We start from the raw sequence: 20,027 nt of genomic DNA, 5'->3' as shown, positions 1-20,027 counted from the left end.
CAGCCGTGCCCCGGCCGACGGGTCAGCTGCCGCTGTACATCAGCGAACCGGGCGTGGTGAGCAGCTCGCCGGTCTCCAGCCAGGTCTTCAGGCCGGAGAGGATCATCGGCCAGCCGCCGTACAGCTCGTCGTTGGCGCCCTCGCGCAGCTCGTCATGGGTCACCACCAGCCGGCAGGAGTCGCCGACCTGCTCGATCTCCCAGGTGATCCGGGAGGTGCCCTCGCGCTTCACGTCCTCGCTCCACAGCGCGACCATGGTCTGGACGAGCCGCCGGGGCGGGTCGGCCTCCAGGATCTCGCCCTCGCTGAGCAGCCCGTGGGCGTTCGGGGCGCTCATCTCGTAGCGCGAGCCGGGCGTCCACTCCGAGGCCACCCGCGCGCCGAAGGTGTACTTGCTCCTGATCTCGCTGTCCGTGATGGCATGCCACAGCAGCTCCGGGGTGGTGCGGATGTAGATCTCGTAGATCTTCTGCATCGGAGTCTCCAATCGGCTCTTGAGGTCGCTGAGCGCGGCGACCACGGGGAGCGCGTACTTGCTCACCCACCGGTCGTGGACGAGCCGGATGGGCACGGGATTCAGGAAGTGCAGCTTCTCTCGGCCCTGACGCCTGGTCACGACCAGTCCGGCCTCCTCGAGCAGCTTGAGGTGCTTCATCACCGCGAAGCGGGTCATGTCGAAGCGCGCCTCCAGCGCGGTGAGCGTCTGACCGTCCTGCTGGAACAGCTCGTCCAGCAGGCTCCGGCGCGTGGGGTCGGCGAGGGCCTTGAATATCGCGTCCACCCCACCGACGATAGGTGACCTTTTGGTCACATGTCAACGGCTTCCCGATCCGGCCGGGCGTGAGCTGCGCACTCCCGGGGATCGGTAGGATCGACCCATGTCTGCTACCCCGGTCCGCGTCCGCTTCGCCCCCTCCCCGACTGGCATGTTCCACGTCGGAGGAGCCCGCTCCGCCCTCTACAACTGGGCGGTGGCACGGCAGTCCGGCGGCACCTTCGTGCTGCGCATCGAGGACACCGACGCGGCGCGCAACAAGCCGGAGTGGATCGACGGCATCATCAGCGCGCTCGCCTCCATCGGCATCAACGAGTCCGACCCGGCCTTCGAGGGCCCCTACTTCCAGTCCCGGAACGCCGACCGGCACCGGGAGGCCGGGCTGCAGCTGCTGGCCGCCGGCCACGCCTACTACTGCGACTGCACCCGGGAGCAGCTGGCCGAGCGGACCGGCAACGCCCAGCTCGGCTACGACGGCTTCTGCCGCGACCGCGGCCTGGCCTACGAGGCGGGCCGGGCGCTGCGCTTCCGCACCCCGGACGAGGGCGCGACGGTCGTGGTGGACCTGATCCGCGGCGAGCCCTCCTTCCCCAACTCCGCGATCGAGGACTTCGTCATCGCGCGCGGCGACGGCTCCCCGGTGTTCCTGATCGCCAACGTCGTCGACGACCTCGACGAGGGCGTCACCATGGTGATCCGGGGCGAGGAGCACCTGTCCAACACCCCCAAGCAGCAGCTGCTCTGGGAGGCCCTCGGCTCGACCCCGCCGACCTGGGCGCACCTGCCGGTGATCGTCAACGAGAAGCGGCAGAAGCTCTCCAAGCGCCGGGACAAGGTCGCCCTCGAGGACTACCTGGCCGAGGGCTACCTGCCCGACGCCATGGTCAACTACCTGATGCTGCTGGGCTGGGGCCCCGGCGAGGACCGCGAGATCCGCCCCTACGCCGAGCTGGAGCAGTTGTTCCGGATCGAGGACGTCAACGGTTCCTCCGCCTTCTTCGACGTCAAGAAGCTGTCCGCGTTCAACGGCGAGTACATCCGGGCGATGGCCCCGGCCGACTTCGCCGCCGCCTGCGCCCCCTGGCTGACCGAGCCGCGCGCCCCCTGGGCCGCCGACGCCTTCGACCAGGCGGTCTTCGACGGCGTCGCGCCGCTGGCGCAGACCAGGATCACCGTGCTCTCGGAGATCACCGCCTACGTCGACTTCCTCTTCCTGGACCAGCCGGTGCAGGACGACGCCGCCTGGGCCAAGGCGATGAAGCCCGGCGCCGACGGCATCCTGCGCGACGCCCGGGCCGGGCTGGCGGACGCCGTCTGGCAGGCCGACGCGCTCAAGGCGGTGCTGGAGGCCGTCAGCGAGAAGAACGGCCTCAAGCTCGGCAAGGCGCAGGCGCCGATCCGGGTCGCCACCACCGGCCGCACCGTCGGCCTGCCGCTGTTCGAGTCGTTGGAGGCCCTGGGCCGCGAGCGCGTGCTGGCCCGGATCGACGCCGCCCTGGCCCGCCTGGAGCAGTGAGCCCGGAGGCAGTGAGCCCTGAGCAGTGAGGGCCTGACGCCGCGGCCCGCCGTGGCGTCAGGCCAGCGCCGCCGGGCGGGCGCGGTCGGCGGCGGCCCGCAGCGCGTCCAGCACCGGACGGATCAGCGGATGCTCCGCCGCGCCCCGGCGGACCGCCGCGAAGACCCGCCGGGTCGCCGGGACGCCCGCCACCGGCAGCACCACCACATCCGGCAGGTCCACCCCGCGCAGCGCCGAGCGCGGCACCAGCGCCACCCCGGCGCCCGCCCCGGCCAGCGCGGCGACCGCCCGGAAGTCGTCCGAGGAGTGCGCCAGTCGGGGCTGGAAGCCGGCGAACTCGCAAGCCAGGACGACCACGTCATGGCAGGGATTGCCCGGGTAGGGACCGATCCAGGGCTCCTCGGCGAGGTCCGAGACGTTCACCCGGGAGCTGCCCGCCAGCCGGTGCCCGCGCGGCAGCACCGCGTCGAAGGGCTCGGCGTACAGCGGAACCCGCGCCAGCCGCTGGTCGTCCTCGTGCGGAGCGCCCCGGTACTCCACGGCCACCGCCAGGTCGGCATGGCCGTCCACCACCATCATCAGGCTGGCGTCGCCCTCGGCGTCGCGCACCCGCAGCCGGATGCCGGGCGCCGACGCGGCCAGGCTCGCCATGGCCGGGGCGACCACGGTGGCGATGCCGGTGGCGAACGACGCCACCGTGACGTCGCCCGCCTGGCCCGCGCCGTACGCGGCCAGCTCGGCCTCGGCCCGCTCCAGCTGGGCCATGACGGCGTTGCTGTGCCGCACCAGGATCTCCCCGGCGGCCGTCAGCCTGATCCCGCGCCCGTCGCGCACCAGCAGCTGGTGCCCGACCTCGTTCTCCAGCGCCGCCAGCTGCTGCGACACCGCCGACGGGGTCAGGAACAGCGCGGCGGCCGCGGCGGTCACCGTCCGGTGGTCCGCCACGGCCCGCAGGGTGCGCAGTCTCCGGGCATCGATCACCCGCTCATCCTGCCAGGGCGGCCCTCGCGGCGACGAATGCGCCCACGGCGCGCTCCACGTCCTCGGCCGAGTGGCTCGCCGACAGCTGCACCCGGATCCGGGCCCTGCCGTGCGGAACCACCGGGTAGGAGAAGCCGACCGCGTAGACGCCGTGCTCCAGCAACTGCTCGGCGATCCGCCCGGCCAGCTCCGCGTCGCCGATCATCACCGGCGAGATCGGGTGGTCGCCGGGCAGGATCTCGAAGCCCTCCTCGGCCATCCGGCTGCGGAACTGCGCGGTGTTGGCGCCCAGCTGGGCCCGCAGCGCCGCGCCCCGGCCGGTGGTCTCGTCCTCCAGCAGGTCCAGCACCTTCAGCGAGGCGGCGGCGATCACCGGGGCCAGCGAGTTGGAGAAGAGGTACGGACGCGACCGCTGGCGCAGCAGCGCCACGATCTCCGCGCGGGCGGCCACGTAGCCGCCGGACGCGCCGCCGAGGGCCTTGCCGAGCGTGCCGGTGATGATGTCCACCCGGTCGGTCACCCCGTGCAGCTCGGGCGTGCCGCGCCCGCTCGGGCCGACGAAGCCGACCGCGTGCGAGTCGTCCACCATGACCATGGCGCCGTAGCGGTCGGCCAGGTCGCAGATCTGCTCCAGCGGGGCGACGTAACCGTCCATGGAGAACACGCCGTCGGTGACGATCAGCCTGCGCCGGGCGTCCGCGGACTCCTTGAGCTGCTGCTCCAGGTCGGCCATGTCCCGGTTGGCGTACCGGTGGCGGCGGGCCTTGGACAGCCGGATGCCGTCGATGATGCTGGCGTGGTTGAGCGCGTCGGAGATCACCGCGTCCCGCTCGTCCAGCAGGGTCTCGAAGACCCCGCCGTTGGCGTCGAAGCAGGAGCTGTAGAGGATGGTGTCCTCCATGCCGAGGAAGGCCGACAGCCGGGCCTCCAGCTCCTTGTGCACCTCCTGGGTGCCGCAGATGAAGCGGACCGAGGCCATGCCGTAGCCCCAGCGGTCCAGGGACTCCTTGGCGGCGGCGACGACCTCGGGATCGTCGGCCAGGCCCAGGTAGTTGTTGGCGCAGAAGTTCAGCACCTCGCCGGGGCGGCCGCCCGCGGTGACGGCGACCGACGCGCTCTGCGGGGTGCCGATCACCCGCTCGGGCTTGTGCAGCCCGGCGGCGCGGATCTCGTCGAGGGTGGAGCGCAGGTCCTCGCGGACGGAGTCGAACATGGGGTGGCTCTCCTTGCGGTTGCCGTGGTCTGCCGCGGGGTTGCCGGGGCGGGGAGGGGAGGGGTCAGGCCGTCCAGTCCAGGATGACCTTGCCGCAGCGGCCGCCGGCCGCCTCGTCGAAGGCCGCGTCGAAGTCCCGGTACGAGTGGCGTCCGGTGATCACCGGGCTGAGGTCCAAGCCGCCCTCCAGCAGCACCGACATGGAGTACCAGGTCTCGAACATCTCCCGGCCGTAGATGCCCTTGAGCGTCAGCATGGAGGTCACCACCTTGGCGAAGTCGACCGAGAACTCCTCGGAGGGCAGCCCGAGCATGGCGATCTTCCCGCCGTGCGTCATGTTGGCGATCATGTCGCGCAGGGCCTCCGGGCGGCCGGACATCTCCAGGCCGACGTCGAAGCCCTCGCGCAGCCCGAGCCGCCGCTGGCCCTCCTCGATGGTGGACGTCCGCACGTCCAGCGCCAGGCTCACCCCGACCCGCTCGGCCAGCTCCAGCCGGTACGGGCTGACGTCGGTGATCATCACCTGGCGCGCCCCGGCGTGCTTGGCCACCGCCGCCGCCATCACCCCGATCGGGCCGGCCCCGGTGATCAGCACGTCCTCGCCGACCAGCGGGAAGGACAGGGCGGTGTGCACCGCGTTGCCGAAGGGGTCGAAGATCGCGGCGACGTCCAGGTCCACCGGCACCCGGTGCACCCAGACGTTGGACGCCGGAAGCGTCACGTACTCGGCGAACGCGCCGTCCCGGCCGATGCCCAGGCCCACCGTGCTGCGGCACAGGTGCCGCCGCCCGGCCAGGCAGTTGCGGCACTTGCCGCAGACCAGGTGGCCCTCGCCGCTGACCAGGTCGCCCGGGTTGATGTCGGCGACGCCCGGGGCCACCTCGACGACCTCGCCGACGAACTCGTGGCCGAGCACCAGCGGGGTCCGCACGGCCTGCTGCGCCCAGCCGTCGTAGGCGCGGATGTGCAGGTCGGTGCCGCAGATGCCGGTCCGCAGGACCTTGATCAGCACCTCGCCCGGGCCCACCTCCGGCTCCGGCACGTCCATCAGCCACAGGCCCGGTTCTGCCTTCGCCTTCACAAGTGCCTTCACGGTGGATCTCCTGAGCGTGACACGGTGCCGCACCGCGATCACGGTGGGCAGCTTCACCCTGCCGGTCACACCTGCCCCAGGTCCATCGAGGCTTTCTTAAGTGCGCCACCAGCGGAGCTACAAGATCTCTGCAGTCTGCCCGCTGTCCGCCGCCCGGCCGGTGCGGCACGCCACCCGCCCGGCCCCGTCCGCGCCCGGACGGACGCACGCCGCCGGGCCCGGCGTGGCGGTCAGCGCCGCCACTCGTCGGCCAGCAGGCCGAGCACCACCTCGTCCAGGAAGGCGCCGTCCACCCAGGCGGCCCGGCGCAGCGTGCCCTCCCGGACGAATCCGGCCCGCTCGGCGGCGCGCAGCATGGCGCCGTTGTCGGCGAGGGTCTCCACCTGGAGCCGCTGCAGGCCGCGTACGCCGAAGCCGTAGCGGCACAGCACCCGGACCACGTCGGTGCTCAGGCCGCGCCCCCGGAACGCCGGGCGCAGCGACACGCCCAGGTGCGCGGAGCGGCTGTGCTGGTCCAGGCCCCAGAGCACGGCGTCGCCGACCAGCCCGCCGTCCTCCAGGGTCACCACCGAGAACACCGCCAGGGTGTCGGTGGGGTCGGCGACGGCGAAGGGGGAGGCGGCCGAGCCGGGGGAGATCGGCCGCCAGGGCCGGCTGTCGGCCCGCGAGCGGGCGGCGACGTCGTCGTAGAGCTCGTCGTGCAGGACGGGTACATCGGATGGGTGTCGGGCCCGCAGCCCGACGGTGTGACCTCGCAGCATGGCACCTTCCTATCCCGCCGCGCCGCCGGTGATCAAAGGGTTTGCCGCTGGCGGTACCGCTCCGGCCTGCGCCTCCACCCTGGGATGGAGGCCGGGGATGGGGGCCTGGGCCCGGCCGTCGGGATCGGCCGCCGACTCTCCATCCGGCGGCCGATCCGGCGCCGCCCGGTGCCGGAGATGCTGGGGGCCATGAGCACTTACGACTATCTGATCAACGCGGTCCTGGTCCTGCTGGTCATCCGGCAGGTCCGCGGTTCCAGGCTGGACCTGCTCAATCTGGTGCTGCCGCTGGCGATCACCGGCTTCGTCGCATTCCAGTACCTGCGCTCCATCCCCACCGCCGGGAACGACCTGGTGCTGATCACCGTGCTGGCCTCGGTGGGCGTGCTGCTGGGCGTCGGCGCGGCGCTGGCCACCCGGCTGCGGCTCGGCGCGGACGGGGTGCCCTTCGCCAAGGCCGGGGTGGTCGCCGCGGTGCTGTGGGTGGTGGGCATCGGCTTCCGGATGGCCTTCTCCTTCGAATCCACCCACGGCGAGGGCGCGGCCATCGACCGTTTCAGCCTCCAGCACTCGATCACCAGCGGCCAGGCGTGGGTGGCGGCGCTGGTGCTGATGGCGCTCGGCGAGGTGGTCTCGCGGATGCTGGTGCTGCGGATCCGGGGCCACCGGCTGACCGCCGCCGCCGGTCGCGGGCGCGGCGCGGCCCTCGCCGCGGGCTGACCGCCCGGCCCGGGCGGCGGCCGAACGCGGCCGGGAGCCGGTCGAACGCCGGTGACCGCCGCCGGGCCTCCGCCCGCACGGGCCTTCGAGCGCCGACACGAAACGGTGGTCCCGCAGCGCCGTCGGTGACCTGCTGTGACCACCGCCGTTGACCAGGCCGTGAAGACGGCCACGACCATGCCACACCCGCCGGTCCGGACCGGCGGCAGTCCGGTGGACGCCCGGTGACGCCCTTGGTCGCGGCGGCGGTCTCGGCCCTGGCCGGTCCCGGACCGCTGCCGCTGCCGCTGCGGGTGCCGCCGCCCGTACCGGCCCCCTGGGGCGCACCGGGTGCCTCGGGCGCGCAGGACGCCCAGCTGCTGATGCGGTGCCAACTGCTGCTGTCACTCGCCTGGGTGATGGCGGTGGGCTACTGGGGGCTGCGATACTTGCCCCATGGATGCCTCCCTGCCGGGGGGCCTGCCCCACTGCGGCGGCGTCGGCAAGGAAGCATCCACGCGTATGTGGGTCCGCTCCTTCGCCCCGCGCCCTGTCGGGCAGGCTCCTGGACCGCCCTTCTCCGCCACCGCTCCTACCAAGCCCGCGGCTCCCACCGCACCCGCCACCCCTGGCCCCGCGCCGGGCAGGGGTACGCCGTCGGCCTGCTCGCGCGCATCGCCTGCCCCGGGCACCGCCCGGCAGGCGACCGCTGCCCCCGCTCCGGCCTGGCCCGGCGCGCCCGGCGGGCGGCCCGGCCGTGCCCTGCCCCGGGCCGCCGACGGAGCCGCCGACCGCCCTGGGGCCGACCCCGCCGCGGATCGTGACCGGCGTCAACTCAGGTACGCGCGGCCGCACATGTGGCTAAGCTCGTCAGCGTCGCCGCACGGGAGTCCGCGACGGGAGGGGCCGGGCGTGACGGGAGAACAGGACGAGGGCTGGCTGGACGGGAGTTGGCAGACCACGCAGTGGGAACAGCTGGGGGTGGACCCCACCAGGCCCAGCGTCGCCCGGGTCTACGACGCCGTACTCGGAGGCAAGGACAACTTCGCCGTGGACCGCGCCGTCGCCGCCCGGCGGCTGGAGCTGATACCCGACGGCGGGCAGGGCGCCCGGCTCAGCCGGGCCTTCCTGGCCAGGGGCGTCCGGCACCTGGCCCGGCTGGGCATCCGGCAGTTCCTGGACATCGGCTCGGGCCTGCCGACCGCCCAGAACACGCACCAGGTGGCGCAGAGCGTGATCCCGGACGCCAGGGTGGTCTACGTCGACCACGATCCCATGGTGCTCAGCCACGCCCGGGCGCTGCTCACCGACAACCCCTTCACCGAGGCCGTCCTGGGCGACCTGCGGCAGCCCGAGGTGATCCTCGGCGATCCGGTGGTCAAGGACTTCCTCGACTGGAGCCGTCCGATCGGGCTGCTGCTGCTCGGCATCGTGCACCATCTCGCCGACTCCGACCGGCCCGGCAGGCTGGTGCGGACCCTGCTGGAGCAACTGCCGCCCGGCAGCTGTCTGCTGCTCAGCCACTTCTGCGACGCCAGCTCCGAGGCCCGGGCCCTGGAGGAGGCGTTCCAGCAGATGCTCGGCTCCGGCCGGATGCGCGGCGAGCAGGAGATCCGGGCCTTCTTCGACGGCACGGAACTGCTGGAGCCCGGCGTCGTTCCGGTGGTCGCCTGGCACCCGGAGGAGGAGCCGCCCGGGGCGGAGGGGCCCGAGCCGCGGACCCCCAGCACGCTCCTGGTCTTCGGCGGGCTGGGGCGGGTGCGTCCCTGACCGTCCGCATCGCACCGATCGGTCAGCGGGCCGGGCCGGGTCAGCGGGCGATGTCCTCCTCGGGCCGGGCCAGCGCCGCCAGGTCGGCGCGGCGCGGCAGCCCCTCGCAGTCGCCGGGGACGGTGACGGCGAAGGCCCCGGCCGCGATCGCGGTCCGCAGCCGCTGCTCGGCGGTCGCGCCGCCGAGGTGCTCGGCCAGGTAGCCGGCCACGAAGGCGTCGCCCGCGCCGGTCGGGTCCACCACGGTCACCGGCAGCGCCGGCAGCCGGTACCGGACGCCGTCCACAACGGCGGTGCAGCCGCGCGCACCGTCCTTGACGACGGCCTCGCTCGGACCCAACGCGGCCAGCGCCTGCGCCAGTTCGGCCGCCGTCCGGGCCGTCGGCGCCGACTCGCCGGAGCCGGCGACCAGCTCTGCCTCCTCCACCCCGGCGAAGACGATGTCGGCCAGCGAGACCAGCTCGCGCAGCACCGGCCCGGCCGCCGTCCGACTCCACAGCTTGGAGCGGTAGTTGACGTCCACCGAGACCGTGGTCCCGCCCGCGCGCGCCAACTGCAGTGCGTGCCGCACCGCCGCCGCGGCGGACTCGGACAGCGCCGGGGTGATGCCGGTGACGTGCAGGATCGCGGCCGTCCCGACCAGCTCCGCCGGGACGTCGGCCGGGGCCAGCCGCGAACCGGCGCTGCCCGCCCGGTGGTAGTCCACCTGGAGGGTGGTGCCGAAGCGCCGGTGCTTGACCATGATCCCGGTGAAGCCGCCGTCCCGGATCGCCAGGGTGCGCACCTCCTCGCCGCGCAGCCGCCGTTCGACCAGGTCGCCGGTGGCGTCGGCGCCGACCCGGCCGAACCAGGCCGCGGGCGCGCCGAGCCGGGAGACCCCGATGGCCACATTGCTCTCGGCCCCGCCGATGCCGTAGCCGAAGCCCCGGGCGTACTCCAGCGGGCCGGTGTCCAGCGCGGAGACCAGGCCCATGGTCTCGCCGAAGGTCAGCAGCCCGGTCCGCTCCAGCCCGTCGGCGCTCATCGGGCCGCCGCCGCGCAGCGGAGCTCGGCCACGGCCCGGACGGCCGCCGCCGACAGCCGGGTGATCTCGTCCCAGCGGCGGGCGCGCACCAGCTCGCGCGGGACCATCCAGCTGCCGCCGACCGCGAGCACGGCCGGATCGCGCAGGTAGTCCCCGGCATTGGCGGGGGAGATGCCGCCGGTCGGCAGGAACCGCATGTCGTGGAAGGGGGCGGCCAGGGCCCGCAGGGCCGGCAGGCCGCCGGAGGTCTCGGCCGGGAAGAACTTCACCGTCCGCAGCCCGGCCCGCCGGGCACGCAGCACCTCGGTCGCGGTGGCCGTGCCCGGCAGCACCGGGACGCCCAGCGACCGGCAGCGCTCGACCACCTCGTCGTCGAAGCCGGGGGAGACGACGAAGCGCGCACCCGCGTCCACGCAGCGCTCCACCTGCCCGGCCTCCAGCACCGTGCCGACGCCCAGCAGCAGACCGGCCCGGCCCGCCATGGCGGGCACCGCGTGCTCGGCCGCCGGGGTCCGCAGGGTCAGTTCGGCGCAGCCGAGACCGCCGGCCAGCAGCGCGTCGGCAAGCGCCCCGGCGCTGTCGGCGTCGTCCAGGACCACGACCGGCACCACGCCGACCGCGCCGAGCCGGGAGAGCACGTCGGGCGGTTGCCCGGCAGCCGGGGATATGCCTTCGGGGGCGTCGGTCACGGTTTCTCCTCATCCTGCACGCAGAATCCCGGTCCGCAGGCTACCCGGCCCGGCCGCCGCGGCTCCGGGCTGCCCACCCATTGGTACAGACCACTGTACGGCGGCGGGCGGCGGGGCCGGAGCGGCGGGAACTGACCGGCGGTCAGCCGGGCGGCGGAGCCCGGGCGGCCAGCGGTTGCGGTCGGCGCCGGCCGGGGGCACGGTGGGCCGGGGCGGCACCGAGCCGTGCCGCCGCGCCCCGGCCCCGGTCCTGCGGAGAGGTGTGTACGTTATGCCCGATCGTCGTTCGTATCCCGACGGAGCGCCCTGCTGGGTGGATCTGACCGCGCCCGACCTGGCCGCCGCCCGGGACTTCTACGGGCCGCTGCTCGACTGGGAGTTCCAGGACGCCGGTCCCGACTTCGGGTACTACACCATGTGCCTGCGGCAGGGGAAGCCGGTGGCCGCCCTGATGCCGCCGCCGTCCGGCGGCGAGGGCCTGCCCGCGATGTGGAACGTCTACCTGGCCACCGAGGACGTCGACGCCGTCGTGGCCCGGATCCCCGAGGCCGGCGGCAAGCCGGTGATGGGCCCGCACGACGTGCCCGGAGCGGGCCGGATGGCCTTCGCCTTCGACCCGACCGGAGCCTCCTTCGGCCTCTGGCAGCCGGGCGGGCACTACGGCGCCCAGCTCTACGGGGAGCCGGGCGCGGTCTGCTGGAACGAGCTGAACACCACCGACGGCGCCGCCGCCGACAGCTTCTACCACGCCCTGTTCGGCTACGCCCAGGAGCAGATCGGGGACGGCGGGGAGTTCGACTACACCGCCTGGAAGGTGCCCGGCGGCGCGCAGAGCGAGTGGGGCGACCTGCCGGTGTGCGGCCGCAACCAGGTCTCCGAGGAGCAGCTGCACGGCGGGCTGCCCGCCTGGGGCACCTACTTCGCGGTGCCGGACGTCGACGCCGCCGCCCGGGCGGTGACGTCCACGGGCGGCACCGTGCTGCGCCCGCCGATGGACTCGCCGTACGGCAGGATGTGCGCCGTACGCGACCCCCTGGGCGCGTCGCTCACGCTCTGCACCCTGCCCGGCTGAGGTGCCGCCGCCGGGGCCGGTCGGCCGCTGAGGTCGCCCGCCGGGGCCGGTCACCGTCGGCCGTCACGGCCGGGTGAGCCGGTCCAGCAGGGCGAGGGCCTCGATGACGACGGCCAGCTCCTGCTCGGTGAAGCCGTCCTGCAGCGCCCGGGACAGCCACTCCTGCCGCTGGCGGCGGCTGTCGCGGATGTACCGGTCGCCGGCGGCGGTGAGCGAGACCACCTGGCGGCGGCCGTCGTCCGCGTCCGGGCGGCGCTCGATCAGACCCCGCTCCTCCAGCAGGGCGAGGGTGGCCCCCATGGACTGCGGGCGGACCCGCTCGGCACCGGCCAGCGCGCTGGGTGAGGCCGGGCCGTCGTGGTCCAGCCGGCTGAGCACGGACAGCTGGGTCGGGGTGAGGCCGTCCGGGGGGTCCAGCTCCTTGAGCGTCCGCTTCAGGCGTCCGATCAGTACCCGCAGGTCGTTCGCGGCCCTGGCTGCGGGCTCACCCGGGCCGGCCGTCTCCTCGTCCATCGTTCCAGGATAGTTTCATCAGTCTGGACTGCCAAGTTCAGGCTGTCGAAACCCCTGGCGGCGCTTCGGCGGCGGGTGGCGGTGCCGGTACGATCGAGACCGCGCCGACGTCCGCGGTCCATGCGCGCAGCCGCGACGGCGCACGGGGGTTGGAGGTTCCACATCGAGCCGCAGGAGCTCCTGCTGTCGGCCCGGGCGCGTCGGCCCGAGGCGCTGATCCGCTCCGTCATCAGCCTGGCCCTGATCGGGCTGACCCTGCTGCTCGCCCATGACGCCCGCTCCACCGCCACCGGCCTGGACGCCGATGTGGCGCAGCTGGCCGCGCACACCCCCCGGTGGCTGATCGACGCCGCCGGGGCGTTCGCCGCCACCGCCGTGCTGCTGCTGCCGCTGGCGTTCGCGGCCCGGCTGCTGATCCAGCGCGAGCCCCGGCGCGCCGCCGACGGGGTGCTGGCCGCCGTGCCCGCCTACGGGCTGGCGCTGCTGGTCGGCCTGGCCCATCCGGTCCTGGACCGGCCCGCCCCGGTCCTGGCCTACCTGGTCACCGCCGGGGCCGCCGCCCGCCCGCGCTGGCTGGCGGCCATGGTCGTGCTGCTCGGCCTGGACGGGCTCACCGCGCTGGTCAACGGCAGCGCCGACGCCCTGGCCCTGCTGCTCTCGCTGCTGGTCGGCCTGGCCGCCGCCAACGCCACCGTCTACGGCCTCGGCTCGCCCAACGCCCGGCTCACCCTGGAGCTGCTGTTCACCGCCCTGCGGCAGACCGGCTTCCGGCCCGCCACCGCCACCCGCACCCCCGGCGCGCCCCCGCACGAGCAGCACCGCTTCCTGGTCAGCCAGACCGACGGCCGCCCCGACCTGGACGTGATGCTGCTGGACCGAGAGACCTCCGCCTCCGGCTTCTTCCGCCGGACCTGGCGCCGGGTCCGGCTGCGCACCGCCCCCCAGCGCCGCAGCCTGCTCTCGCCGCGCGGCGCGCTGCAGCAGGAGGCACTGCTCTCCTACGCGGCCCAGGCCGCCGGCGCCCGCAGCCGGCGGCTGCTGCTGACCGCCGACCTCGGCCCGGACGCCGCCTTCGCCGTCTACGAGCGGCTCACCGGCCGCACCCTGGACCGCCTGGCCGACGAGGACCTGACCGACGGACTGCTGGCCGACGCCTGGCGCCAGCTGGCGCTGCTGCACGCCCGCCGGATCGCCCACCGCAGCCTGGACCCGGCCTCGCTGCTGGTCGACGACGAGGGCGCGGTCCACCTGGTGAACCTGGAGGACGGCGACATCGCCGCCGGCGACCTCGCCCTGCGCGGCGACCTGGCGCAGCTGCTGGCCACCACCGCGCAGCGGGTCGGCCCGGACCGCGCCGTGGCCGCCGCCGTCGGCGTCATCGGGGCCGAACGTGTCGGCTCCGCCGTGCCGCTGCTCCAGCCGCTCGCCATCTTCCCCAGCACCCGGGCCGCCCCCGACCTGCTGGCCGACCTGCGGGACGCGGTGCTGCGGACCCGCCCGGAGGCGCCGATCGAGCCGGTGCGGCTGGAGCGGCTGCGGACCAGGACCCTGATCTCGGTCTTCGGCGGCGTCCTGGCCGGCTACTACCTGCTGCTGCAGTTCTCCAGCAAGCAGAACAACCCGCTGAGCGCGCTGGCGGCGGCGCACAGCGGCTGGTTCGCCTTCGCCGGGCTGGCCGCCGTGCTCGGCGTGGTGGCCGCCACCATGAGCTTCGTCGGCTTCGTCCCCGAGCGGCTCGACCTGGTCAAGGCCACGCTGGCGCAGCTGGCGGGCGGCTTCGCCAACCTGGTCACGCCCAGCGGGGTGGGCGGCATGGCGGTCGGCACCCGCTTCCTGCAACGGGCCGGGATCGCCCCGCGCAAGGCCATCGCCAGCGTCGGCGCCTCCCAGGTGGTCGGTCTGGTGCTGCACGTGCTACTGGTCCTGGTCTTCGGCTACCTGGCCAGCGTCCACTACGGCAGCTCGCTGTCCACCTCGCCCGCGCTGATCACCGGCCTGCTGGTGGCGGCGGTGCTGGCGCTGCTGGCGACCAGCGTGCCGCCGCTGCGGCGCTGGCTGGCGGCCCGGCTGCAACCGCTGCTCGCCGACGCGATTCCGCGCCTGCTGGACCTGCTCCAGCACCCGGTCAAGCTGGCCGTGGGCGTGGTCGGGCAGCTGCTGGTGTCGCTGACCTCGGCGGCCTGCCTCTACTTCTGCGTGCTGGCCTTCGGCCTGCACCCCAGCTTCGCCGCCGTCGCCATCGCCAACCTGATCGGCGGCGCGCTGGGCTCGGCCGTGCCCACGCCCGGCGGCGTGGGCGGGGTGGAGGTGCTGCTCAGCGGCGCCCTGGCGCAGACGATCGGGGTGTCCCCGGCCGAGGCGCTGCCGCCGGTGCTGCTGTTCCGGGCGCTGACGTTCTGGCTGCCGGTGCTGCCCGGCTGGCTGGCCCTGGTGTGGCTGCAGCGCAGCAAGGCGCTGTGAGCGGGCCGGGTGGTGCGAGCGGTTCTGACATCGGGCCGGGTCAGGACTGCCGCCACACCCGGACGTAGTCGACCAGCATGTCCGCGGGCGCGGTCTGGCCGCCGGAGCCGCCGACGGCGTTGTTGAGGATCAGGTACTGCGGCGCGGAGCTGCCGTCGGTGGTGGTGGAGCCGACGTCGTGGCCGTCGTAGTAGTACGTCACGGTGTCGCCCTCCCAGTCCGCCCCGAAGACGTGCCAGCCCGGGCCGACGTCGGCGCAGCCGCCGGGGCCGCCGGAGGGGTCGTGGTAGTGGAAGCAGGTCTGCCCGGACAGCCCCTCCATGACGTCCATCTCGCCGTCGGCGGGCCAGCTCTGGCCGTCGGCCCAGAAGGCGGGCCAGTCGGCGACCCCGCCGTCGGGCGCGGCGGGCAGGTAGATCCGGGCCTCGAAGGCGCCGCTGGTGAACTCGTGCAGGCCGTCGGTGGTCACCATGCCGGAGGCGTAGGGGCGGGTCTCGCCGCCGCACTGCTCGCTCCTGGCCACCGCGTCCAGGTGCAGGTAGCCGCCGCCGACGCTGACCTCGGACGGGTCGTAGCACTCCTGCTCCTCGGCGCCGACCGGGGCGGTGACGCCGGAGGCCAGCCAGCCGGTGCGCCAGTTGGCGGAGGACAGGCTGTCGCCGTCGAACTCGTCGTCGAAGACCGGGGTCCAGCTGCCGGGCATGCCCTCCGGCCCCGCGCCCCGGGAAGCAGGAGGGACGGTGGGCGCGGGCGCCGGGGCCGAGCGGGTGACCGGCGCGGGGGAGGCAGGAGGCGCGGCCGGTGCCGGGGCGGCGGAGCCCGTGGCCGGCGCGGTGCTCGCGGTCTCGGCGCCGACCGGTCTGCGGTGCCGGGCGGTGCCGCTCCCGGAAGCGCCGGAGGCCCCGGCAGCCCCCGAAACACCGGAGGCCCCGGTGCTCCCGGCGGCTGTGCCCGCGGCCACCGGTATCCGCAGCCGCTCGCCGGGCCGGATCAGGTCCGGATCGGGGCCGACGGCCCGCTGGTTGGCCGCGTACAGGGCGAGCCAGCCCCCGGGGACGTGGAAGGTGCGGGCGATCTCGGTGAGGTTCTCCCCGCTGCGCACCACGTGCACCGGATCGTCGGCGGCAGGGCCCGCGTGCGCGCCGCGGCTCATCCGGGCGGCGGCGCTCGCGGCGGCCTCGTCGCGCCGGGGCGAGGTGGCGTGCGCGATGGTGCTGCTGACCAGCGGCATGGCGGCGGTGGCCCCGGTGAAGGCGAGGGTGAGGGCGGTGCGCGAGGCCGTGCTGCGGCCGGCGGGGCGGCGGTGACGGGCGTGGCGCTGCATGGGGACTCCCTGGCGTGTGGCCGGTGGTCCCCAACGATGCCGCAACGATTGGCTAGATCGTGATGCTTCCCGGCAACTGGAGGTACGGTGCCCGACTTCTGGAGAACTCGTGCCGATCCTCCGCCGCAGCTCAGCGCGCCGCGTACCCGCCGTCCACCAGGTAGTAGCTGCCGTGGACGAAGGAGGCCCGCTCCGACAGCAGGAACGCGACCAGCTCGGCGACCTCCTGCGGGGTGCCCAGCCGTCCGGCCGGGTGCAGCGCCACCAGCGCCTCCCGGATGGAGACGTCGGTCTGCGAGAGCAGCGGGGTGTCGATGAAGCCGGGCCCCACCGCGTTGATCCGTACGCCCCGGGGGGCGTACTCCAGCGCGGCGCTCTTGGTCAGCCCGAGCACGCCGTGCTTGGCGGCGACGTACGCGGCCGATCCGGCGAAGCCGTTGCTGCCCAGCACCGACGACATGTTGACCACGGCCCCGCCGCCGGAGGCCAGGATGGCGGGCAGTTCGTAGTGCAGCGAGTAGAAGACGCCGTCCAGGTTGGTGGCCAGCACCCGCCGCCAGCCGTCCACCGGGTACTGGCCGGTGTGGACGCTGCCGCCGCCGGCGATCCCGGCGTTGTTGACGGCCAGGTGCAGCCCGCCCAGCTCCTCCCGGACCTTCCGGACGGCCTCGGCCACCGAGTCCGGGTCGGTGACGTCGATGCGGACCGCCAGCGCCTCGGCCCCCTCGGCCCGCAGCGCGGCGGCGGCCTCGCGCGCCCCCTCGCCGTTGAAGTCGGCGACCGCCACCGCCGCGCCCCCGGCGGCCAGCCGGCGGGCGACGGCCAGCCCGATGCCCGAGGCGGCGCCGGTGACCAGGGCGGTCCTGCCGCCGAACTCCTGGGCCGGACCGGCGTCGGGCGGGGAGGAGGTGCTCATCGCTCCATGATGACCAGCTGATGCGGTTCCCGCATGCCGGGCGGGCCCCGCCCGGCATGCGGGAGCGGGCCAGGGGCGGATCAGCTCCGTGCCGTCGCCTGCTGCTGCTCCGGTGTCCCCGGCACGATCAGTGCGGCGACGAACGCCGTGCACCGCAGCCCGAGCAGGAAGAGGACGGTCAGCATACGCACCGTCGGCTGTCGGTCGGGCGAGCAGCGGGATCGCCGGGCAATCGTCCCCACCCCGGGGCGGATCCGCGATCGACCATAGCGCCATTTCCGGTGTGATGCCCCGTCATTCCTGATCGGACGACAGGAACGTGTATCGAATAGTGGGCGGGCGGCTGCCCGACTGGAAAGCGGAATGCCCGTTGTGATGTGATGGACGCGAGGGATGAGTCCAATGAGTTGACCGCTAGCTGTGCAGAGTGCGGGGTCTTGTGTACATATCCATCGCCGTTGCCGCGACGGCCCTGGCGGTCGCACTGGTGGCCGGTGTCCTGCAGCTGCGGGCCCGAAGAGCCTCCCGGCGGTACCAGGAGCGCTGCGGACAGCTGGAGACGGCCCACTCCCAACTGCAGCACGCGCACCAGCAGCTGCAGACCCACGCCGTCCAACTCGCGGGCGAGCGCGACGAGCTGGCCGCCGTCGGAGCGCGGCGCGAGGCGGAGAACGGCCAGGTGCTGGCCAACCTGGCGATGCGCACCCTCGGTCTGGTCGAGCGCCAACTCGGCCTGCTGGAAGGGATGGAGGGCTCCGAGTCGGACTCCGCCCGGCTGGAGCAGCTCTACCGGCTCGACCACCTGGCCACCCGGATGCGCCGCAACGGCGAGAACCTGCTGCTGCTCGGGGCGCCGCGCACCACCGCCCCGCCCAACCGCAGAGCCCCACCTCGCTGCTGGACGTGCTGCGCGCCGCCGTCTCCGAGATCGAGCGCTACGAGCGGGTGCACCTCACCCCCGTGCCCCAGCTGTGGATCCGCTCGGACATCGCCGAGGACCTCTCCCACGTCTTCGCCGAACTCCTGGAGAACGGCACCGCGTTCTCGCCGCCCACCGAGCCGGTCACGGTGACCGCCTGGCAGCTGGAGAGCGGCGAACTGATGGTCACCCTGGTGGACCGGGGCATCGGCCTGCCGGACGAGCTGCTGCACGAGGTCAACGCCCGGCTGGCCGCGCCCGACGACGGCTCCCGCTTCGGGGCCGCCCGCACCGGCCGCAGCATGGGGCTGCAGGTGGTCACCATCCTCGCCCGCCGGCACGGGCTGCGGGTGCAGCTGCGCCACAGCACCACCGCCGACGGGACGACGGCGCTGGTCGCCGTCCCGGTCACGGCCTTCGCCCGGGAGCCCGTGCCCGTGCAGGGGCCGGAGGCCGCTGCCGCCTGGGACGAGCGGGTGGCCGGCTCGGTGGCGCAGATGACGCGTCCGCTCAGCGCCGTGCCCGGGCCGCGCCCGGCGACGGTCGCCGCCGATCCGGGCGCCGTCGGCGGCCTGCCCAAGCGGGTTCCCGGCGAGAGCGGGCAGCGGGCCCGCCGGGCCGCCCCGGCCGCCGCGGGCGACCCCGGCAGTCCCGCCGCGCGCGGCAGCGGCAGCGCCGCGGACGAGCTGCGCCGCCGGCTCGGCGGCTTCCAGAGCGGGGTGCGCGCCGCCGCGCCCGCCCATGTCCAGTCCGTGCCCGCCCACGTCCAGGAGGACCGACGATGACGACGGGCGTTCACGGCGCCGCCGGTACGGCCCGGGTGGAGTCCACGCCGTTGCAGCGGCTGCGCTGGCTGCTCAGCGACGTGCAGATGACCACGCCCGGGCTGCGCTCGCTGGCCCTGGTGTCCACCGACGGCCTGCCGCTGGTGGCGGCCGACGAGGAGACCCCAGGCGAGGAGCTCGCCACCCTGGCGGCGGGGCTGACCGCGCTGTCCGGGGGCATGTCGAAACTGCTGGAACTGGGCTGCCTGCGGCGCACCGTGGTGACGCTGCACGAGGGCACGCTGGTGCTGATGTCGGTCGACGAGACCACCTGCCTGGCCGCCTACACCAGCGCCGGCTGCGACCTGAGCCTGGCCGGCTACCAGCTGGCCCGGCTGGTCGAGCGGGCCGGGCACGTGCTGACCACGCAAGTCCGCCGCGAACTCCGGGGCCAGCCCGGACAGGAGACCGCCCGGTGATGCCGCAGACACCCGCAGGAGCCGCCGCAGGACACCAGGCGAACGGGCTGCCCCGCCGTTCGGCGCGGGTCCGCCCCTACGCCCTGACCGGCGGACGCACCCGCTTCGGCCAGGTGCTGCTGGTGGAGACGCTGGTCTCGGCGGTCTACCAGCCCGGCGGCTTCCCCCCGGCCATGCCCGAGCTGGAGCGGATCTGCGAGCTGTGCCAGGGCCAGATGCGTTCGATCGCCGAGGTGTCGGCCCTGCTGCGGCTGCCGCTCGGCGTGGTCCGGGTGTGGGTGAGCGATCTGGTGGACGCGGGCCGCATCCGCGTGCACGGCGGATCCGTCGCCGTGCGCTCCGGCGGCGGCTCGGCCGTCGCCGCACCCGCACGACCGAACCGCATGGTTCTGGAGAGGATCCTCGGTGGACTCCGTGATCTCGCCTGACACCGCCCGGCCGGGAGCCGGGCCCGGGGTTCCGTCGGGCCTGGGCACCACCCCCGGCGGCATCCCGCTGACCGAGTTCCCGGTCACCTCCGCCAAGATCGTCATCGCGGGCGGCTTCGGCGTGGGCAAGACCACCCTGGTCGCGTCCGTCTCCGAGATCACCCCGCTGACCACCGAGGCGGTGATGACCGAGGCGGGCAGCGGCACCGACCCGCTCCCGGACGGCAGCACCAAGACCACGACCACGGTGGCGATGGACTTCGGCCGACTGCACCTCGCACCCGACCTGGTGCTCTACCTCTTCGGAGCCCCCGGGCAGCGCCGCTTCTGGTTCATGTGGGACGACCTGGCGCGCGGCGCGGTCGGCGCGGTCGTGCTCACCGACACCCGCAGGCTCGCCGACAGCTTCCCGGCCGTGGACTACTTCGAGAGCAGCGGCCTGCCGTTCGTGGTCGCCGTCAACCAGTTCGACGGCGCGCCGCAGTACCAGGACGCCGACGTCCGGGACGCGCTGAGCCTCTCGCCGGGGGTGCCGCTGCTGTGGTGCGACGCCCGCTCCCGGCAGTCCTCGGCCCGCACCCTGGCCGCGCTGGTGGAGCACACCCTCTCACTGGACGACCAGGGCTGACCC

The 20,027-nt window shown here is 74.4% G+C and carries 20 protein-coding genes; 10 read left to right on the top strand and 10 right to left on the bottom strand.

Translation table 11 applies throughout. The annotated features are described in order from the left end of the window. Positions 1–22: 22 nt before the first annotated feature. The gene (locus tag GXW83_RS20120) at positions 23–781 is read right to left on the bottom strand and encodes a metalloregulator ArsR/SmtB family transcription factor (protein ID WP_182444413.1); all 759 of its coding nucleotides are present in this window, start codon (positions 779–781) and stop codon (positions 23–25) included. Between the two features lie 145 nt (positions 782–926). Between GXW83_RS20120 and gltX the strand changes: the two genes are divergently transcribed. Then, positions 927–2,291: a glutamate--tRNA ligase gene (gene gltX / locus GXW83_RS20115; RefSeq protein ID WP_255431360.1), complete on the top strand. Its 1,365-nt coding sequence runs from the start codon at positions 927–929 to the stop codon at positions 2,289–2,291. Between the two features lie 57 nt (positions 2,292–2,348). On the opposite strand, the gene GXW83_RS20110 is transcribed toward gltX, so the two are convergent. From GXW83_RS20110 to GXW83_RS20095, 4 genes are all read right to left on the bottom strand, one after another. Further along, entirely contained in the window at positions 2,349–3,272 is a 924-nt protein-coding gene (locus GXW83_RS20110) for a LysR family transcriptional regulator (protein WP_182444411.1), read from the bottom strand. A 4-nt stretch (positions 3,273–3,276) separates the two neighbouring features. Beyond that, positions 3,277–4,485 carry a glycine C-acetyltransferase gene (locus GXW83_RS20105; RefSeq protein WP_182444410.1) on the bottom strand — a complete coding sequence of 403 codons (1,209 nt, stop codon included), beginning with the start codon at positions 4,483–4,485 and terminating at the stop codon, positions 3,277–3,279. Between the two features lie 64 nt (positions 4,486–4,549). Next, positions 4,550–5,578 carry an L-threonine 3-dehydrogenase gene (gene tdh, locus GXW83_RS20100; protein ID WP_182444409.1) on the bottom strand — a complete coding sequence of 343 codons (1,029 nt, stop codon included), beginning with the start codon at positions 5,576–5,578 and terminating at the stop codon, positions 4,550–4,552. Between the two features lie 230 nt (positions 5,579–5,808). Then, a complete protein-coding gene (locus GXW83_RS20095) occupies positions 5,809–6,339 on the bottom strand; it encodes a GNAT family N-acetyltransferase (protein ID WP_182444408.1) in 531 nt (176 codons plus the stop codon). A gap of 189 nt (positions 6,340–6,528) precedes the next feature. Here GXW83_RS20095 and GXW83_RS20090 point away from each other — a divergent pair, with 189 nt between their 5' ends. Continuing rightward, positions 6,529–7,059, top strand: a complete 531-nt coding sequence (locus GXW83_RS20090) for a hypothetical protein (RefSeq protein ID WP_182444407.1) — start codon at positions 6,529–6,531, stop codon at positions 7,057–7,059. An 891-nt stretch (positions 7,060–7,950) separates the two neighbouring features. After that, positions 7,951–8,808: an SAM-dependent methyltransferase gene (locus GXW83_RS20085; RefSeq protein WP_182444406.1), complete on the top strand. Its 858-nt coding sequence runs from the start codon at positions 7,951–7,953 to the stop codon at positions 8,806–8,808. Positions 8,809–8,848: 40 nt separating this feature from the next. On the opposite strand, the gene GXW83_RS20080 is transcribed toward GXW83_RS20085, so the two are convergent. Together GXW83_RS20080 and GXW83_RS20075 are read right to left on the bottom strand one after the other, a co-directional pair. Further along, entirely contained in the window at positions 8,849–9,832 is a 984-nt protein-coding gene (locus tag GXW83_RS20080; RefSeq protein ID WP_182444405.1) for a sugar kinase, read from the bottom strand. Further along, positions 9,829–10,521: a bifunctional 4-hydroxy-2-oxoglutarate aldolase/2-dehydro-3-deoxy-phosphogluconate aldolase gene (locus GXW83_RS20075; protein WP_225447122.1), complete on the bottom strand. Its 693-nt coding sequence runs from the start codon at positions 10,519–10,521 to the stop codon at positions 9,829–9,831. The genes GXW83_RS20080 and GXW83_RS20075 overlap by 4 nt, the downstream gene beginning before the upstream one ends. A 313-nt stretch (positions 10,522–10,834) precedes the next feature. Between GXW83_RS20075 and GXW83_RS20070 the strand changes: the two genes are divergently transcribed. Then, positions 10,835–11,593, top strand: a complete 759-nt coding sequence (locus tag GXW83_RS20070) for a VOC family protein (protein WP_225447121.1) — start codon at positions 10,835–10,837, stop codon at positions 11,591–11,593. Positions 11,594–11,656: 63 nt separating this feature from the next. On the opposite strand, the gene GXW83_RS20065 is transcribed toward GXW83_RS20070, so the two are convergent. After that, a complete protein-coding gene (locus GXW83_RS20065) occupies positions 11,657–12,106 on the bottom strand; it encodes a MarR family winged helix-turn-helix transcriptional regulator (protein ID WP_182444403.1) in 450 nt (149 codons plus the stop codon). A 120-nt stretch (positions 12,107–12,226) separates the two neighbouring features. On the opposite strand from GXW83_RS20065, the gene GXW83_RS20060 reads away from it, so the two are divergent. Continuing rightward, complete coding sequence (locus GXW83_RS20060) at positions 12,227–14,566, top strand: lysylphosphatidylglycerol synthase transmembrane domain-containing protein (RefSeq protein ID WP_182444402.1); 2,340 nt, start codon at positions 12,227–12,229, stop codon at positions 14,564–14,566. 40 nt (positions 14,567–14,606) lie between these two features. On the opposite strand, the gene GXW83_RS20055 is transcribed toward GXW83_RS20060, so the two are convergent. Then, entirely contained in the window at positions 14,607–15,890 is a 1,284-nt protein-coding gene (locus GXW83_RS20055; RefSeq protein WP_182444401.1) for a family 16 glycosylhydrolase, read from the bottom strand. Positions 15,891–16,020: 130 nt separating this feature from the next. Further along, positions 16,021–16,806 (bottom strand): SDR family NAD(P)-dependent oxidoreductase, encoded by a 786-nt coding sequence (locus tag GXW83_RS20050; RefSeq protein ID WP_182444400.1) that lies wholly within the window; start codon positions 16,804–16,806, stop codon positions 16,021–16,023. Between the two features lie 439 nt (positions 16,807–17,245). Between GXW83_RS20050 and GXW83_RS34250 the strand changes: the two genes are divergently transcribed. From GXW83_RS34250 to GXW83_RS20030, 5 genes are read left to right on the top strand one after another with little or no spacing between them, the layout of a single operon-like run. Then, positions 17,246–17,878, top strand: a complete 633-nt coding sequence (locus tag GXW83_RS34250) for a hypothetical protein (protein WP_225447120.1) — start codon at positions 17,246–17,248, stop codon at positions 17,876–17,878. Beyond that, positions 17,767–18,510 carry an ATP-binding protein gene (locus tag GXW83_RS20045; RefSeq protein WP_225447515.1) on the top strand — a complete coding sequence of 248 codons (744 nt, stop codon included), beginning with the start codon at positions 17,767–17,769 and terminating at the stop codon, positions 18,508–18,510. Before GXW83_RS34250 ends, GXW83_RS20045 begins: the two co-directional genes overlap by 112 nt. After that, complete coding sequence (locus GXW83_RS20040) at positions 18,507–18,968, top strand: roadblock/LC7 domain-containing protein (protein ID WP_182444398.1); 462 nt, start codon at positions 18,507–18,509, stop codon at positions 18,966–18,968. The genes GXW83_RS20045 and GXW83_RS20040 overlap by 4 nt, the downstream gene beginning before the upstream one ends. Continuing rightward, positions 18,968–19,396 carry a DUF742 domain-containing protein gene (locus GXW83_RS20035; protein ID WP_182444397.1) on the top strand — a complete coding sequence of 143 codons (429 nt, stop codon included), beginning with the start codon at positions 18,968–18,970 and terminating at the stop codon, positions 19,394–19,396. The genes GXW83_RS20040 and GXW83_RS20035 overlap by 1 nt, the downstream gene beginning before the upstream one ends. Next, positions 19,374–20,024: an ATP/GTP-binding protein gene (locus tag GXW83_RS20030; protein ID WP_370466739.1), complete on the top strand. Its 651-nt coding sequence runs from the start codon at positions 19,374–19,376 to the stop codon at positions 20,022–20,024. The genes GXW83_RS20035 and GXW83_RS20030 overlap by 23 nt, the downstream gene beginning before the upstream one ends. Positions 20,025–20,027: the final 3 nt, after the last annotated feature.

Source organism: Streptacidiphilus sp. PB12-B1b, from assembly GCF_014084125.1.
In the GTDB taxonomy this organism is placed as follows: Bacteria; Actinomycetota; Actinomycetes; order Streptomycetales; family Streptomycetaceae; genus Streptacidiphilus.
Note: the sequence above shows the minus strand (reverse complement) of the source record. Positions and strands in the feature narration are given on the sequence as shown.

Excerpts from the sequence above, each read along its gene's own strand:
- GXW83_RS20095 (WP_182444408.1), bottom strand. The coding sequence starts at position 6,339 with ATGCTGCGAGGTCACACCGTCGGGCTGCGGGCCCGACACCCATCCGAT.
- GXW83_RS20060 (WP_182444402.1), top strand. The coding sequence starts at position 12,227 with ATGCGCGCAGCCGCGACGGCGCACGGGGGTTGGAGGTTCCACATCGAG.
- GXW83_RS20080 (WP_182444405.1), bottom strand. The coding sequence starts at position 9,832 with ATGAGCGCCGACGGGCTGGAGCGGACCGGGCTGCTGACCTTCGGCGAG.
- GXW83_RS20040 (WP_182444398.1), top strand. The coding sequence starts at position 18,507 with ATGACGACGGGCGTTCACGGCGCCGCCGGTACGGCCCGGGTGGAGTCC.
- GXW83_RS20105 (WP_182444410.1), bottom strand. The coding sequence starts at position 4,485 with ATGTTCGACTCCGTCCGCGAGGACCTGCGCTCCACCCTCGACGAGATC.
- gltX (WP_255431360.1), top strand. The coding sequence starts at position 927 with ATGTTCCACGTCGGAGGAGCCCGCTCCGCCCTCTACAACTGGGCGGTG.
- GXW83_RS20055 (WP_182444401.1), bottom strand. The coding sequence starts at position 15,890 with ATGCAGCGCCACGCCCGTCACCGCCGCCCCGCCGGCCGCAGCACGGCC.
- GXW83_RS20050 (WP_182444400.1), bottom strand. The coding sequence starts at position 16,806 with ATGAGCACCTCCTCCCCGCCCGACGCCGGTCCGGCCCAGGAGTTCGGC.
- GXW83_RS20035 (WP_182444397.1), top strand. The coding sequence starts at position 18,968 with ATGCCGCAGACACCCGCAGGAGCCGCCGCAGGACACCAGGCGAACGGG.
- GXW83_RS20090 (WP_182444407.1), top strand. The coding sequence starts at position 6,529 with ATGAGCACTTACGACTATCTGATCAACGCGGTCCTGGTCCTGCTGGTC.
- GXW83_RS20065 (WP_182444403.1), bottom strand. The coding sequence starts at position 12,106 with ATGGACGAGGAGACGGCCGGCCCGGGTGAGCCCGCAGCCAGGGCCGCG.